The sequence below is a fragment of the Agromyces ramosus genome (genome assembly GCF_004216665.1).
Classification (GTDB): domain Bacteria; phylum Actinomycetota; class Actinomycetes; order Actinomycetales; family Microbacteriaceae; genus Agromyces; species Agromyces ramosus.
In genome coordinates, this window is sequence record NZ_SGWY01000003.1 from 1 (window position 1) to 15,956 (window position 15,956).

General features: G+C 71.7%; 13 protein-coding genes. 10 read left to right on the top strand and 3 right to left on the bottom strand.

Annotation, left to right across the window (positions count from 1 at the left end; translation table 11 throughout):
- Window positions 1-545 precede the first annotated feature (545 nt).
- The gene (locus EV187_RS11905) at window positions 546-1,382 is read right to left on the bottom strand and encodes an aldo/keto reductase (protein WP_130353313.1); all 837 of its coding nucleotides are present in this window, start codon (window positions 1,380-1,382) and stop codon (window positions 546-548) included.
- 327 nt (window positions 1,383-1,709) lie between these two features.
- On the opposite strand from EV187_RS11905, the gene hrpA reads away from it, so the two are divergent.
- Both hrpA and EV187_RS11915 read left to right on the top strand, forming a co-directional pair.
- Complete coding sequence (gene hrpA / locus EV187_RS11910; RefSeq protein ID WP_130353314.1) at window positions 1,710-5,741, top strand: ATP-dependent RNA helicase HrpA; 4,032 nt, start codon at window positions 1,710-1,712, stop codon at window positions 5,739-5,741.
- Window positions 5,742-5,956: 215 nt separating this feature from the next.
- Window positions 5,957-7,618, top strand: a complete 1,662-nt coding sequence (locus tag EV187_RS11915) for a M20/M25/M40 family metallo-hydrolase (protein ID WP_207221835.1) — start codon at window positions 5,957-5,959, stop codon at window positions 7,616-7,618.
- A 45-nt stretch (window positions 7,619-7,663) separates the two neighbouring features.
- Here the strand turns inward: EV187_RS11915 and EV187_RS11920 are convergent, their stop codons facing one another.
- Window positions 7,664-8,158 (bottom strand): SRPBCC domain-containing protein, encoded by a 495-nt coding sequence (locus EV187_RS11920; RefSeq protein WP_165391175.1) that lies wholly within the window; start codon window positions 8,156-8,158, stop codon window positions 7,664-7,666.
- Window positions 8,148-8,525, bottom strand: a complete 378-nt coding sequence (locus EV187_RS11925) for an ArsR/SmtB family transcription factor (protein ID WP_130353317.1) — start codon at window positions 8,523-8,525, stop codon at window positions 8,148-8,150. Before EV187_RS11925 ends, EV187_RS11920 begins: the two co-directional genes overlap by 11 nt.
- A gap of 97 nt (window positions 8,526-8,622) precedes the next feature.
- Here EV187_RS11925 and EV187_RS11930 point away from each other — a divergent pair, with 97 nt between their 5' ends.
- From EV187_RS11930 to EV187_RS11960, 8 genes are all read left to right on the top strand, one after another.
- Window positions 8,623-9,831 (top strand): MFS transporter, encoded by a 1,209-nt coding sequence (locus tag EV187_RS11930; protein WP_130353318.1) that lies wholly within the window; start codon window positions 8,623-8,625, stop codon window positions 9,829-9,831.
- Between the two features lie 13 nt (window positions 9,832-9,844).
- Window positions 9,845-10,678: an aldo/keto reductase gene (locus EV187_RS11935; protein ID WP_423190888.1), complete on the top strand. Its 834-nt coding sequence runs from the start codon at window positions 9,845-9,847 to the stop codon at window positions 10,676-10,678.
- A gap of 160 nt (window positions 10,679-10,838) precedes the next feature.
- Window positions 10,839-11,813, top strand: coding sequence for a DUF4349 domain-containing protein (locus EV187_RS11940; RefSeq protein WP_130353319.1), 975 nt, complete (start codon window positions 10,839-10,841; stop codon window positions 11,811-11,813).
- Between the two features lie 9 nt (window positions 11,814-11,822).
- Window positions 11,823-12,986, top strand: coding sequence for an acyl-CoA dehydrogenase family protein (locus tag EV187_RS11945; RefSeq protein WP_130353320.1), 1,164 nt, complete (start codon window positions 11,823-11,825; stop codon window positions 12,984-12,986).
- A 108-nt stretch (window positions 12,987-13,094) separates the two neighbouring features.
- Window positions 13,095-13,271: a hypothetical protein gene (locus EV187_RS18365; protein WP_165391176.1), complete on the top strand. Its 177-nt coding sequence runs from the start codon at window positions 13,095-13,097 to the stop codon at window positions 13,269-13,271.
- A 3-nt stretch (window positions 13,272-13,274) separates the two neighbouring features.
- Window positions 13,275-14,153 carry an alanyl-tRNA editing protein gene (locus tag EV187_RS11950; protein ID WP_130353321.1) on the top strand — a complete coding sequence of 293 codons (879 nt, stop codon included), beginning with the start codon at window positions 13,275-13,277 and terminating at the stop codon, window positions 14,151-14,153.
- 46 nt (window positions 14,154-14,199) lie between these two features.
- Window positions 14,200-14,694: a cation:proton antiporter regulatory subunit gene (locus EV187_RS11955; RefSeq protein WP_130353322.1), complete on the top strand. Its 495-nt coding sequence runs from the start codon at window positions 14,200-14,202 to the stop codon at window positions 14,692-14,694.
- Window positions 14,695-14,704: 10 nt separating this feature from the next.
- Entirely contained in the window at window positions 14,705-15,898 is a 1,194-nt protein-coding gene (locus EV187_RS11960) for a cation:proton antiporter (RefSeq protein WP_130353323.1), read from the top strand.
- Window positions 15,899-15,956 lie beyond the last annotated feature (58 nt).

Here is a 15,956-nt window from a genome sequence, read left to right on the forward strand (position 1 = left end):
CCCACCCCAAAAGGGCAGGCCAAGAGTTGAATCTCTGACCGAGAACAATCATTACTGACTGTCCATCAATCCAAAGGAATCCCACCCCCACCAAAGGCAGAGGACAGGGTTCAAAAATTGGCATTGAACATAGTGCACGCTGTTGAGTTCTCAAGGAACGGACGCACCTGAGTTTCAGCCTCGCGGCCTGCTGTCAGGGCAACCTATCTATCGTACCACTTCCCAAGCAGGACTCGCGCCACACAGGGCGATCCTGCGACCGTCGAGGCGGTCGGGAGACACAACGCGAACGTTGGTTTCCGTGAGGAAGTGGAGTTTCATCTTAGGCTTGAAATCACCGAGTCGCAATGCGACTTCGAGGCTATTTGGCTAAGAATCTCGCCATCCGGCCGGGCCGCTTTCCGCTTCCCGCACCGCCGTGGCGATGAGTAAGAATTTACGCGGATCCCGGGCGCCTGCCAAATCAGGCTCGCATCCCGGGCGTGTCGCGGCATCGACTACGGAGGTCGGCACCATCGACCGCCTGATGGGCGGCCCTTTCGCGGTCAGTTCACCGCATCCGGGTGCGAGCTCACGCGCCCCTCGCGCTCGAGTCCGGTGATCGCGTCCATCTCCGCCTCGTCGAGCTCGAAGCCGAACACGTCGAAGTTCTCGGCCATGCGCTCGGGTCGGTTGGACTTCGGGAAGACGATGTGGCCGCGCTGCAGGTGCCAGCGGATGACGACCTGCGCGGGCGTCACGCCGTGGGCGCCGGCGGCATCCGTCACCTCGGGAAGTTCGAGCAACGGGTACTTGCCCTGGCCGAGCGGCCCCCACGCCTCGATGGCGATGCGGTGCTCCTCGGCGAAGGCGGCGGTCGCCGGCTGCTGGTGGTAGGGGTGCAGCTCGATCTGGTCGACGGCGGGCACCGTCTCGGTCTCGGCCAGCAGGCGCTCGAGGTGCGGCACGAGGAAGTTCGAGACGCCGATCGAACGCGTGCGTCCCGACGCTCGCAGTTGCTCGAACGCCCTCCACGTCTCGACGTACCGGTCGTTCGCCGGGGTCGGCCAGTGGATCAGGTAGAGGTCGACATGGTCGAGCCCGAGCCGCTCGAGGCTCCGATCGAACGCGTCGAACACCGACTGCGTGCCCTGGTCGTCGTTCCACAGCTTCGTCGTGACGAAGAGCTGCTCGCGCGGGATCCCCGATTCGGCGATCGCTCGACCCACCCCCGCCTCGTTGCCGTAGATGCGGGCGGTGTCGATATGGCGATAGCCCACCTCGAGCGCTTCGGCCACGATGCGCTCGGTCTGCTTCGGATCGACCTTGAAGACCCCGAAGCCGAGCTGCGGGATCGAGTTGCCATCGTTCAGTTGGACGCGCGGTACGAGCGGTTGGGTCATGTCCCCATCCCACCACGCGGGTCGCGGGCTCCGACAGGGCGGTTCGCCCGCCGCGAAGCGCGGTGCGGCCCAACCCGCGAGCGCCTCGGCCGGGAGGAACAGGATCACGAGCGCAGGCAGGCTGGCGAGCCAGGTCAGGAGGGCGGCGCATCCGACCAGTGCGACGCGCAGCAGCGGGAGGCCGACGAGGCGGTGGACGGGCGCGGGCGCGACGGAAACGGGTCGGATGCCGCCACCGCGCCGGCCGACGAGGCATCCGTTGGCATGCGGCCGTGTCTCGCACAGCGCGGTGCGCGGCGCACCCGCCGATGCACCGGCGGCCCGCGCATGGGCGCCGCGTGGCGCGCCCGGGACGCCGTACGATGGAGGGCTGTGCTTCCCGCGATCACCTATCCCGCCGAGCTGCCCGTCTCCGGCCAGCGCGAGGAGATCGCGCGCGCACTCCGCGACCACCAGGTCGTGATCGTGGCCGGCGCGACCGGCTCCGGCAAGACCACGCAGCTGCCCAAGATCTGCCTCGAACTCGGCCGGGAGTCGATCGCGCACACCCAGCCGCGCCGCATCGCCGCGCGCACGATCGCCGAGCGCATCTCGGAGGAGCTCGGCGTCGAGCTCGGCGGACTCGTCGGCTACCAGGTGCGGTTCACCGACCGCGTGAGCGAGTCCACTCGCATCAAGGTGATGACCGACGGGATCCTGCTCAACGAGATCCACCGCGATCGCGAGCTCCGCCGCTACGACACGATCATCATCGACGAGGCGCACGAGCGCAGCCTCAACGTCGACTTCCTGCTCGGCTACCTGAAGCGCCTGCTCCCCCGCCGCCCCGACCTCAAGGTCATCGTCACGAGCGCGACGATCGACCCCGAGAGCTTCGCCAGGCACTTCGCGGATGCCTCGGGCGAGCCCGCGCCCGTCATCGAGGTCTCGGGCCGCACCTACCCGGTCGAGGTGCGCTACCGGCCGCTGGTCGCGGAGTCCGGCGCCGGCGGCGCCGGCGAGGACAGCGACGACGAGGGCGCCGCGGCCGAGGACAAGGACGTGCAGCGCGGCATCCTCGACGCCCTCGACGAGCTCGAGCGCGAGTCATCCGGCGACGTGCTCGTGTTCCTCTCGGGAGAGAGCGAGATCCGCGACGCGGAGGCGGCGGTGCGCGCGCACGCGACGCGACGCGGCGGTGCGGGCGAGACCGAGGTGCTCCCCCTCTACGGACGCCTCTCGTCGGCCGACCAGCACAAGGTGTTCGAGCCGTCGAAGGTGGCGGGGCTGCGACGCCGGGTCGTGCTCGCCACGAACGTCGCCGAGACGAGCCTCACCGTTCCGGGCATCCGCTACGTCGTCGACGCGGGCACCGCGCGCATCAGCCGGTACTCGGTGCGGTCGAAGGTGCAGCGGCTGCCGATCGAGGCCATCTCGCAGGCGTCGGCGAACCAGCGCTCGGGCCGTTCCGGTCGCACGAGCGACGGCATCGCCATCCGCCTCTACTCGGAGGAGGACTACGAGCGGCGGCCCGAGTTCACCGATCCCGAGATCCTGCGCACCAACCTCGCCGCGGTCATCCTGCAGATGGCGTCGCTCGGGCTCGGCCGGATCGAGGAGTTCCCGTTCCTCACGCCGCCCGACAGTCGCGGCATCCGCGACGGCCTCGAGCTGCTGCGGGAGCTCGGCGCGCTCGACGAGGGCACGAACGGCGACGGGCCGCAGCTCACGCGCGTCGGCCGCCAGCTCGCGCGGCTGCCCATCGAGCCGCGGTTCGCCCGCATGGTGCTCGAGTCGAAGACGCAGGGCGTCTCGCGGGAGGTCCTCGCGATCGTGGCCGGACTCACGATCCAGGATCCACGGGAACGACCGCTCGAACGGCGCGAGCAGGCCGACGCCTTCCACGCACGATACGTCGACCCCACCAGCGACTTCCTCACCCTGCTCAACCTCTGGAACCACCTCGAGGAGCAGCAGCGACAGCTCTCGGGCAGCGCGTTCCGGCGCATGTGCAAGGCCGAGTTCCTGAACTACCTGCGCGTGCGCGAATGGCAGGACCTCTACCGCCAGCTGGTGCGGCTCGCCAAGCCGTTCGGCCTCCACGTGGCCGAACGAGCCGGCGAGCCCGATGCCGACGGCATCCACCGGGCACTGCTGGCCGGCCTGCTGTCCCAGATCGGCCTGCGCGACGACGCGAAGACCTCGAGCGGCCGCGGCGGGGCCGGCGCCGCACGCGAATCCGAGCGTCGTGGCCGCCGCCAGCAGGCGGAGTTCGTCGGCGCCAGGAACTCCCGGTTCGTGGTGTTCCCCGGGTCGGCGCTCGCGAAGAAACCGCCCGCCGCGCTCATGAGCGCCGAGCTCGTCGAGACCAGCCGGCTCTTCGCCCGGACGAACGCGGCCGTCGATCCCGCGTGGGCCGAGCAGCTCGCCGGCCCACTGGCCAAGCGCACCTACAGCGAGCCGCGGTGGGAGCGCAGGCAGGGTTCGGCCGTCGCCGACGAGAAGGTCACGCTCTTCGGCGTGCCGATCGTCGCGAAGCGGCGCATCCAGCTCGGCCGAGTCGACCCGGCGCTCGCGCGCGAGCTCTTCATCCGGCACGCGCTCGTCGAGGAGGACTGGGACACGAGCGGGCTCGACCGCCGGCTCTTCGCCTTCGTGCGTGCCAACCGCGCCCTGCGCCGCGAGCTCGGCGAAGTCGAGGAGCGCACGCGCCGCCGCGACATCCTCGCGGGCGACGAGGCGGTCGTGGCGTTCTACGAGGCGAGGGTGCCGGCGGATGTCGCGGACACGCGCACGTTCGAGCGCTGGTGGCGGGGCGAGCACCGTCGACGGCCCGACCTGCTCACCATGACGCGCGCCGACCTGCTCGGCGCCGAGGCCGACGCCGAGCGCGGCGACGGGTTCCCCGACCGCTGGCGCCAGGCCGACCAGACCTACTCGCTCGCGTACCGCTTCGAGCCCGGCGCGGAGGACGACGGCGTCACGGTGATCGTGCCCCTCGTGCTGCTGCCGCGCGTGGAGGCCGGCGGGTTCGACTGGCAGGTGCCGGGGCTGCGCGACGAGCTCATCACCGCGTTGCTGCGCACGCTGCCGAAGGTGCTGCGACGCCAGGTCGTGCCCGCGGCGGAGTGGGCCGCGAGGATCTCCGCCGAGCTGCCCGACGGGCCCGAGGGCGGCGCGGAACGCCAGCCGTTCAACGCGGTCGTCGCGAACGCCATCCGGCGCCTCACGTTCGCACCCGTGGACCCGTCGGACTTCGACCTCGAGCGCGTTCCGCCGCACCTGCGGGCGACCTTCCGGGCCGTCGACGAGCGCGGGCGCACGGTCGGGGCGTCGAAGGACCTCGCCGGGCTGCAGGCGCGGCTCGCCGACCGCACCCGCGACGCGGTGGCGAAGGCCGTCACGGCGACATCGCGCGGCGGGCGTCGCGGGCTGGAGGCCGCACGGCCCGACGCGGCCGCGTTCGAGGATGCCGCGGCATCCGCCCCCACCGCGACCCGGGGCCCCGCGATCGCCGAGCGATCGGGCATCACCGCCTGGGAGTGGGACGATCTTCCGGCCCACGTCGACACGCGCCAGGCAGGCAACGTCATCCGCGCCTACCCGGCGCTCGTCGACGCGAAGACGTCGGTGGCGCTGCGCCTCGTCGCCACGGCGGAGGAGCGCGACCGGGCGTCGCGCCGGGGCATCCGCCGCCTGCTCGTGCTCGCCACGCCCACGCCGGTGGCCTACGTGCAGGAGCACCTCTCGAACGAGGAGAAGCTCGCCCTTGCGGCGAGCGCGTACGCCGGGCCGCGGGCGCTCCTCGACGACTGCCTCGCCGCCTGCGTCGACGCCGAACTGCGGTCGCGGCATCCCGACGGGCTCCTGCGCACGCGCGCCGAGTTCGAGGCGGTGCGCGACGCGATCGGCGCCTCCGTCGTCGAGCGCATGTTCGAGACGGTCGGGCTCGTGGCCCGCATCCTGCGCCTCGCCCGGGAGGCCGACCGCGCGATCGCGGGCGCGTCGAGCATCCAGCTGATGGCCGCGCTCGGCGACATGCGGGCGCAGCTCGATGCGCTCGTGCCGACCGGATTCGTCTCGACGACGGGGCTCGAGCGCCTGCGGCACCTGCCGCGGTACCTCGAGGCGATCGTGGTGCGAGTGCGCAAGCTCCAGGAGAACGCCGGGCGCGACCGGCAGGCGATGAACCAGCTCGAGCCGTCGATCGCGGCGTTCGAGGCGGCCGGTGGTCGGATTCCGATCGATCCCGAGGCGCCGGCGCACCTCGTCCGCGTCCGCTGGATGATCGAGGAGCTGCGTGTCGGCCTCTTCGCGCAGGAGCTCCGGACGGCCGAGACGGTCTCGCCGCAGCGCATCACGAAGGCCCTCACCGGCTGACGCGTCGGGGTGGGCGGATGCGGCGCCGTTCGCGCCGCTCGCGCCGACTCGCGCCGATCCGCCGACGGCACGCGCGTCGATCCGCCGACGGCAAGGGGGTTGACCTCGGGAGCCGCGAGGGTGAGAGTGGTTCGCGGCCGGGGTGGCGCCCGCATCGACACGATCGACTCGACGTCACAGCGCCCGGTTCTGCAGAGTCGCAGGGAGAAGACAACGTGAAGAGAAACCAACGGATCGGGATCGGGGTCGTGACCGCCACGGCGCTGGTCGCCCTCGCCGCAACGGGCACGGCCGCCTACGCCGCGGTGCCAACGGACACGAGCGAGTTGCGAGAAGCGGTCACCGCCGACGCGATCATGGACCACCTCGCCGAATTGCAGAGGATCGCGGACGACAACGGCGGCACGCGTGCGAGCGGCACCGACGGGTACGATGAGTCGCTCGACTACATCGCCGGGCTGCTCGAGGCAGCCGGCTACGAGGTGACCATCCAGGAGTTCCTGTTCAACTCGTTCCGCGAGCTGTCGGACCCCGTGTTCGAGCAGGTGACCCCGAATCCGGTCACCTACGTGCCGGGCGAGGACTTCTTCACGGCCGAGTACTCCGGCAGCGGCAACGTCGAGGCCGAACTCCAAGCCGTCGACCTCGTGCTCCCGCCGGGCGCCGAGGCGAGCACGTCGACCAGTGGGTGCGAGGTCGAGGACTTCGCCGACTTCGTCGCGGGCAACATCGCGCTCATCCAGCGCGGCACGTGCGACTTCTCGGTCAAGGCACAGAACGCCTTCGACGCGGGCGCCGTGGGCGTCATCATCTTCAACGAGGGGCAGGAAGGGCGCACCGAGACGCTGAACCCCACCCTCGGCGACCAGTTCAGCGCCGACCTGCCGGTGGTGGGCACCTCCTTCGAGATCGGCAACGAGCTCGCCACTCTGCTCGAGCAGGGTGCGGTTGAGATCCACCTGGCGACCGAGACGCTCATCGAGCTCGACGTGCCGACGGCGAACCTCATCGCCGAGACGCCGACCGGACGCGACGACCGCGTCGTGATGGCCGGCGCCCACCTCGATTCCGTGGCCGACGGCCCCGGCATCGAGGACAACGGCACCGGTTCGGCGACGCTGCTCGAGATCGCGCTCCAGATGGCCGATCTCGAGATCGAGCCGCGGAACACCGTGCGCTTCGCGTGGTGGGGTGCTGAAGAGGCAGGCCTCGTCGGATCGCAGTACTACGTCGACTCGCTCACCAAGCGCCAGGCGAAGGACATCGAGCTGTACCTCAACTTCGACATGATCGGCTCGCCGAACTACGCCCGGTTCATCTACGACGGCAGTGGCGACGCGTTCGGCATCAAGGGCCCGAGCGGCAGCGGCAACATCGAGCGGACCTTCGAGGAGTACTTCTCGTCGCAGGGCCTGATCTCGGAGCCGACGGCGTTCGACGGTCGCTCGGACTACGACGCGTTCATCACCGCCGGCATCCCGGCCGGTGGCCTCTTCACGGGTGCCGAGGACGCCAAGACCGCGGAGCAGGTGGAGTGGTACGGCGGACTCGCCACCTTCGACGGCGAACCGGTGTCGTACGACCCCTGCTACCACCAGGCGTGCGACAGCATGGACCCGATCGGAGACGGCGCCGACGCAGGCCTCTACGAGGCGCTGAACGAGGTGTACGGGGGTGCGCTCGAGTACACCGACGACGCCGACGTCACCAGGATCACCAACGTGAACACGCTCGCGCTCGAGGAGATGGCGGATGCCGCCGCGCACGCGATCCTCACGTACGCGATGTCGACCGGATCGGTGAACGGCACGGCGAAGGCATCGCCGGTCGCGATGGAGAAGGTCGGCGACCGACTCGGCGCGCACTTCATGCGCTGACGGATGCACCGACGGCCCTTCCGCTCCTCGCGGGAGGGCCGTCGGTCAGCCTCCGGCCGCCGCGAGCCGCTCGGCGTAGCCCGGCGCGAGCTCCGCCACGCGACGCGCCCAGGCCTCGCGGTCGCGCTCGGCGTCGGGCTCGGCGAGATGACGCGGCAGCGCCTCGAGGTAGGCGTGCCAGCCCGGACCGTACTCGGGCCTGGTCACGTGCTCGTGCCGGAGGTGCAGGCGGGTGCGCGCGCCGTCGGGCTCGAGCACCACCGTGAGCAGCGTGGGCTGCTCGCCGACGACGGTCCAGGTCGTCGTGAACCCGTGCGGGCGATCGCAGGACGTGACCTCGCCGTCGCAGTAGACGGCGCCGTCGGTGTCGAGCGCCTGCCATCGTCCGCCGAGCCGGAACTCGCCCCGGTACGAGGCCATCCAGCGCGCGAGACGGGCGGGCGTGGTGATCGCCTGCCACAGGTCGTCGGGATCGGTGTCGTACACCTCGTGGAACTCGAGCAGCAGCCCGGGCTCGTCGGGAAGGATCTCACCCGTCACGGCCATCATCGTTCCTCTCGTCGGGTGCGCCGAGCGGCTCGGCGCGTCGTTCGCGCCGGCCGCGTGCGACCTCGGTGTGCAGGGCGGCGAGCCCCGCCTCCCACGTCCCGCGGTAGCGCTCGAGCTGGCGGCCCGCGTCGTCGATTCCGCCGGGGTCGATCGAGTAGAGGCGCCTCGCCCCCTCCGGACGAACCGTCGCGAAGCCGTGCTCGCGCAGGATGCGCAGCTGGCGCGAGACCGCCGGCTGCGTGATGCCGAACTCGCCGCCGACCACGGCGACCACCTCGCCCGCACTCGCCTCCCCCGCCGCGAGCAGGTCGAGGATCCGCCGACGCACCGGGTCGCCGAGGACATCGAAGGCATGCACGGGTCGATTATAACACTTTGTGTTTATATACGTCGAACCTGATGCGTGAGCGCGGCCCGTGCTGCCGCGGCATCCGCCTCGATAGAGTGGACGGACCGTGGGTAGCTACACCGATCTCCTCAGAACCTCGGGCGTCGCTCGCATCATCGCCGCCCAGCTGACCGCTCGGTTCCCCTCGGGAATGCTCTCACTCGCCTTCCTGCTGCACGTCGAGCAGCAGACCGGCTCCTACGGTGCGGCGGGCCTCGTGCTCGCCGCCACGTCGATCGGCCAGGCGATCGCCGGTCCGCTCACGAGTCGCCTCATGGGCCGGTTCGGCATGCGCCCCGTGCTCATCACGACGCTCGCGGTGTGCGTCACCGCCGTCGTGGCGATCGGGGTCCTGCCCCTCACCGTGCCCATGTACATGGGCGTCGGGTTCATCGCCGGGCTCTCGACCCCGCCCGTGCAGCCGGCGGTGCGCACCATCTACCCGAAGATGGTGAACTCCCGGCAGCTCACCCCGCTCTTCTCCCTCGACGCCTCGGCGCAGGAGATCATCTGGGTCGTCGGGCCGGTCGTCACCACGTTCGTGTCCACCCAGATCGGCACCGTCTGGGGCATCCTGCTCGCGGCGGCCATGATGGTCGTCGGCGGCATCTGGTTCATCTCCTCGCCCGAGCTCGGCCGGGTGCGCATCCCGCGGTCGAAGCGCCGCTTCGGCGTGGTGCTCAGCCGCCCGCCGGTCCTGCTTGCCACGATCGTCGGCTTCCTCCTGATCGGCGCCTGCGCCGCGGTCGAGGCCGGCGTCGTCGCGGCGTTCGGCCACGACGGTGCCGAGGCCGGCATCGTGCTCGCGATCTTCTCCGTCGGCTCGCTCGCCGGCGGACTCTTCCTCGGGCACGTGCCGATCGGCCCGTGGGCGACCGCGCGCCGGCTGTTCATCGTCTTCGCCGGCGTCGCGCTCGCCGCGTTCGCCATGGACTTCTGGTGGCTCTCGGTCACGCTCTTCATCGCGGGCATCGGCATCGCACCGGCCCTCGCGGTGCTGTTCGCGATCGTCTCGGCGAGCGTGAAGTTCAGCGACACGGCCGAGGCCTACGGCTGGGTCGGCACCGGCCAGCTCATCGGCGCCGCGCTCGGATCGGCGCTCGCCGGGTTCCTGATCGACCTGAGCGGCGCCCAGGGCGCGTTCTGGGCCGCGACCGCCCTCGCGCTCCTGGGCGTGATCGCCGCGGTGCTCGGCCGCCCGTGGCACCCCGACCTGCGGGGTCGCGACGCGAGCCCCATCCCCGACACCGAACCGGTGCCGTTGCAACCCAGCTGAGTAGGAGACCCGGATGCCCCAACCGATCACGCCCGCCCCGCGGCTCTCGCTCGCCGACGGCGCCATGATCCCCCAGCTCGGGTTCGGCCTCTACAAGGTGCCGGCCGCGGATGCCGCGCGCCTCAGCCGCGCCGCGATCGAGATCGGCTACCGGCACCTCGACACCGCCGCGTTCTACGCGAACGAGGCGGAGGTGGGCGAGGCCGTGCGCGGGGCCCCGGTGCCACGCGAGGAGCTCTTCGTCGCGAGCAAGGTGTGGAAGGACGACAACGGGTTCGACTCGACGCTGCGCGCGTTCGACGCGAGCATGTCGCGGCTGGGTCTCGACTCGCTCGACCTCTACCTCATCCACTGGCCGGTTCCGTCGACCGACCGGTACGTCGACACCTGGCGCGCGCTCATCCGCCTGCAGGACGAGGGCCGCGTGCGATCGATCGGCGTCGCGAACTTCCACGCGCACCACGTCGAGCGCATCGTCGCCGAGACCGGCGTGGCACCGGTCGTGAACCAGGTCGAGCTGCACCCGTGGCTCCCGCAGGCGGAGTTGCGCGCCTTCGACGCGGAACGCGGCATCCGCACCGAGGCGTGGTCGCCGCTCGCCCGCGGCCGCGTGCTCGGCACGCCGCTCCTCGACGACCTGGCCGACAAGCACGGCCGCTCGCCCGCGCAGATCGTGCTGCGCTGGCACCTCGAACTCGGCAACGTCGTGATCCCGAAGGCGTCCTCGCCCGAGCGACTGCGCGAGAACCTCGACGTGTTCGACTTCGCGCTCGACGCCGACGACCTCGCCGCGATCGCCACGCTCGAGACCGGCGAGCGCACGGGCCGCGACCCCGAATTCGACTGAGCCCGGGGCGTCGGCCGAGCCGTTCCGACGCGGCTGAACGACCCGCGGGCGCGGTTCGTTGGGGCCGCTCGGCGATTCACAGCGAAGCGCAATCCGATCGTGATCCGACTCCCAGCCGGGGTCCAGACATGCGGTTCGCGCGCCGCAATACAGTGAGCGCATGAGACGACTCGGACCCGCGGCGGCAGCGGCCGCGATCACCGCCCTGCTCCTCGCCGGCTGCTCGGCGGGATCCGATGAGTCGAGCGAACCGGCCGTCGACGCGCCGGCCGCGCCCGTCGCCCCCGAGCCCGGCAAGGTCGACAGCCAGACGGCCGAGGACGCCGCCGGGGGTGCCGTCGAGGCGCAGCCGGCCGACCGCAGCGTCATCACCACGGGCTGGGTGTCGATCACGGTCGACGACCCCATCGCCTCCGCCGAGGAGGCGGCCGACCTCGCCGAGCAGGCCGGGGGCCGCGTCGACAGCCGCACCGAGAGCCCGGGCACCGACGCCCAGCCGCCGAGCGCGTCGCTCACGCTGCGCATCCCCTCCGACGAGCTCGACGCGTTCGTCGACGAGCTGCGCGAGCTCGGCGCCGTGAACTCGGTGTCGATGAACGCCTCGGATGTCACGCAGCAGCGCCAGGACCTCGACGGCCGCATCGATGCGCTCACCGCCTCGGTCGACCGCCTGCAGCAGCTCCTCTCGGAGGCGACCACGATCGCCGACCTCATCGCGATCGAGTCGGAGCTCACCACCCGGCAGGCCGAGCTCGACAGCCTGACCCAGCAGCGCGACTGGCTCGTCGACCAGGTCGACTTCTCGACGATCACGGTCGACCTCGTGACCGAGGACGTCGCCCCCGACCCGCAGCCCGACGACTTCTGGAGCGGGCTCGTCAGCGGCTGGAACGCGCTCGTCGCCTTCGCGAGCTGGCTCGGCGTGGCCGTCGGGGTGCTCCTGCCCTGGCTGCTCGTGGGGCTCGTCACCACCGCGGTCATCGTGGCGATCGTGCTGCTCGCCACGCGGCGTCGGCGCAGGGGACCGACCCCGTCGGCGCCGGTGCCACCCGAGCCGGCTCCCGCCGAACCGGCCGGCGCGACGACCGCGACGGGCGCCCCGCATGACCCGCACGACGGGCGTCCTCGGGCGTAGTCTGGCGTCGTGAGCGCGACGCCGGAGACCCTGCTGAACGACGACCTCCTGGAGCGGGTGCGCGAGCGCGCCGCGGGGTACGACCGCGAGAACGCGTTCTTCACCGAGGACCTCGTCGAGCTGCGCGAGGCCGGATACCTCACGGCGCTCGTGCCGGTCGAGTCCGGCGGCCTGGGCTGGGGCTTCGACGACGCGGTGCGGGCGCAGATGCGGCTCGCCGGCGCCGCTCCGGCCACCGCGCTCGCGGTGAACATGCACCTCGTGTGGACGGGCGTCGCGAAGATCCTGCGCGACCGAGGCGACGACAGCCTCGACTTCGTCCTCCGCGAGGCGGGCTCCGGCGAGGTCTTCGGCTTCGGGATCAGCGAGGCCGGCAACGACCTGATGCTCTTCGGCTCGCGCACGACCGCGGAGCCGCAGGACGGCGGCGGCTACCGCTACTCGGGTCGCAAGATCTTCACGTCGCTCTCCCCCGCATGGACGCGGCTCGGCACGATGGGTCTCGACACGGCGTCGGCGGATGCCCCGAAGATCGTGTACGGGTTCGTCGACCGGGAGGACCCCGACATCCGCATCCTCGACGACTGGGACACGATCGGCATGCGTGCCACCCAGAGCCGCACCACCGTGCTCGACGGGGCGTACGCCGCCCCCGACCGGATCGTGCGCCGGCTCGACCCCGGCCCCAACGCCGACCCGCTCATCTTCGGCATCTTCGCGAGCTTCGAACTGCTGCTCGCCGCCGTCTACGCCGGCATCGGGGCGCGCGCGCTCGACCTCGCCGTCGCCGCGGCGCACCGGCGCACCTCGATGAGGCGCGACGGCGCACCCCTGTCGCAGGATCCCGACATCCGCTGGCGGATCGCCGACGCCGCGATCGCGCAGGACGCGCTCGAGCCGCAGCTGCTCGCCGTCGCGCACGACCTCGACGGGCTCGTCGACCACGGGTCGCGCTGGTTCGCGAAGCTCGTCGGCATCAAGGTGCGGGCCACCGAGACCGCCAGGCAGGTCGTCGACCAGGCCGTGCGCGTATCGGGCGGATCGTCGTACTTCGCCGGCTCCGAGCTGGGTCGCCTGCACCGCGACGTGCTCGCGGGCATCTTCCACCCCTCCGACGACGAGTCGGCGCACAACACCGTTGCGAACGCCTGGCTCGGCCCGATCGACGCCTGACCCGCTCGCCCGCGGGGCGTGGCCGGCCCGGCACCCCGCATCGGAGCGCGCCCGCGCACTAGACTGGCGGAGCCGGCGCCGCCGCCGCATCACCACCGGGAGGTCCTCGTGAACGTCGTCGCTTTCCTCATCGCGATGGGATTCTTCGTCTTCGGCATGTGGGTCCTCAGCATCGCCCCCGAGCTCGCGGGGTTCGAGGCGGCCACGTTCTTCGGCGGCATCCTGTGCGTGGCCCTCGCGGTCGCGATCCCGGTGAACCTCCTCGGCCGCGCCGACGGCGTCTGACGGGTGACGCTGCCCGAGCGCGACACGCGCGTCACCTACCCCGACGGCGCCCTCCGCGCGACGACCCGCGTACTGCACGTCGCCCCCGCGGGCGACGGCCGGCTCGCCGTCATCACCGAGACCACGAGCTTCCACCCCGTCGACGCCGCCTGGCCCGACCAGCCCGCCGATGCCGGCGTCATCCGCTCGGGCGCCGCCGAGTTCGCGGTGCGCGATGCGGTGGTCGCCGCGACCGACGGCGAGGCGCTGCACCTCGGCGCCGACATCCCGGTGCGCAGGGGCACCGACGGGTGGGCCTTCGTGGTCGCGCACCTCGTCGACGAGGGCTCCTCGATCGCCGAGGGCGAGAAGGTCGAGATCGAAGCGGATGCCGCGTCGCGTCATGCCCTGTCGGCCGGGCACACCGCGTGCCACCTCGCCGCGCTCGCGCTGAACCGGGTGCTCGCCGACCGCTGGTCGAAGCCCGCCCGTGAGGACGCGCTCGGCAGCCCCGACTTCGACGGCGCCGCGATCGCCTCGTCGCGCATCCTGCCCAACGGGTCGGTGGACCGGTACCGCCTCAACAAGTCGCTCCGGCGCGCCGGGTTCGACACCGCGTCACTGCAGGGCGACCTCGACGGACTGCGACGCGATGTCGCCGCGCAACTCGAGCGGTGGGTCGCCACCGGGGCGTCCGTGCGGGTGGAACGCGAGGGCGACGGACTCACCGATCGGCGCTCATGGGTGTGCGAGCTTCCCGACGGCACGGCGCGCATCGCCTGCGGCGGCACGCACCTCACGTCGCTCGCCGAGCTGGCCGAGGTCGAGCCGTCGTTCACCGTCGTGGACGACGCCGGGACCCCGGTGCTCGAGATGGCCAACGCGGTGGGCATCCGACACTGAGCGCCGGGTGCCGGAGACACCCTCCGGCGGGGTTACGATAGCGCTCGTGGGTATACATATCGAGAAGGTCGACCTTCCCGGGATCGGCATTCGCCACGACCTCGTCACCGAAGGCGGTCGACGGATCAGCGTGGTCTCTCACCGGGACGGCGAGCGCGACCTCGGCGTCTTCGACGTCGACGACCCCGACGCCTGCCGCGACTCCATTCCGCTGAACGACGACGAGGCTGCGGCCCTCGCCGACGTGCTCGGCGCCTCGGTCATGCTCAGCCGGCTCACCAGCCTCAGCGATGAGACCGCGGGCCTGTACACCGAGCAGATCGCGCTGCCGACGGATTCGCCGTACCTGAATCGCACCCTCGGCGACACCAAGGCGCGCACGCGCACGCACGCGTCCATCGTCGCCATCGTCCGCGACAGGGAGATCATCCCCTCCCCGACGCCGGCCGAACCGCTGCGCGCGGGCGACGTCATCGTGGCCGTCGGCACTCGTGAAGGACTCGACGGAGTAGCTCGACTGCTCTCCACCGGCCCCGGCTGAGGCGGCCGGCATGCACGAGACGACGCTGCTCCTCATCGAAGTCGGCGCGCTGCTTCTCGGCATGAGCCTGCTCGGGCGCCTCGCGCTCCTGATCGGCATCTCGCCGATCCCGTTCTACCTGCTGCTCGGCCTCGCGTTCGGCGAGGGCGGCCTCATCCCGCTCGACGCGAGCAACGAGTTCCTGCAGACCGGGTCCGAGATCGGCATCATCCTGCTGCTCGCGCTCCTCGGCCTCGAGTACACCGCGACCGAGCTCTTCGGGAGCCTGAAGTCCGCACGCCTCCCCGGCATCCTCGACGGCCTGCTGAACGCCCTGCCCGGCGCGGCGCTCGCGCTGCTGCTCGGCTGGGGACCGGTGGCGGCGGTTGCCCTCGCGGGCGTGACGTGGGTGTCGTCATCGGGCGTGATCGCGAAGCTGCTGCGCGATCTCGGTCGCCTGTCGAACCGTGAGACGCCCGCCATCCTCGCGGTGCTCGTGATCGAGGACCTGGCGATGGCCTTCTACCTGCCCGTCCTGTCGGCGATCGTCATCGGCGTCAGCCTGCTGCAGGGCGCGATCTCGGTGGCGGTCGCGGTCGGGGTCGTGGCGCTCATCCTCTACGTGGCGCTGCGGCACGGACACATCGTGTCGCGTCTCTTCCCCGCCGACCAGTACGAGCCGCTGCTCCTCGGCGTGCTCGGGCTCACGATGCTCGTCGCCGGCCTCGCGGCCCAGGTCGGCGTCTCGGCCGCGGTCGGCGCCTTCCTCGTGGGCATCGCGCTCTCGGGGCGGGTCGCGGCGAACGCCAGCCAGGTGCTCACGCCCCTGCGCGACCTCTTCGCGGCCACGTTCTTCGTGTTCTTCGGACTCACGAGCGACTCGTCGGGCCTCGTGCCGATGCTGCTACCGGCGCTCGCGCTGGCAGTGGTCACGATCTTCACGAAGCTCATCACCGGCGCGTACGCGGCGCGGCAGGCCGGCGTCGGCACGCTCGGCCAGTGGCGCGCCGGCCTCTCGCTCGCCCCGCGCGGCGAGTTCTCGATCGTCATCGCCGGCATCGCGGTCGCGGCGGGCGTGGCCCCGGCCATCGCGCCGCTCGCCACCGCCTATGTGCTCATCACGATCATCGCGGGCACGTTCCTGGCACGGCTTCCGGATGCCGCGTGGTTCCGCGCCGCCGTGCGACGGCGAGCCGCCGCGCGGCCGGCCGCCGGCCCCGCCTGAGGATTCCGCGGCGGTACGGCGCTACCACGCCGGCGCCGACGCCGGACGCCGGCGTCGA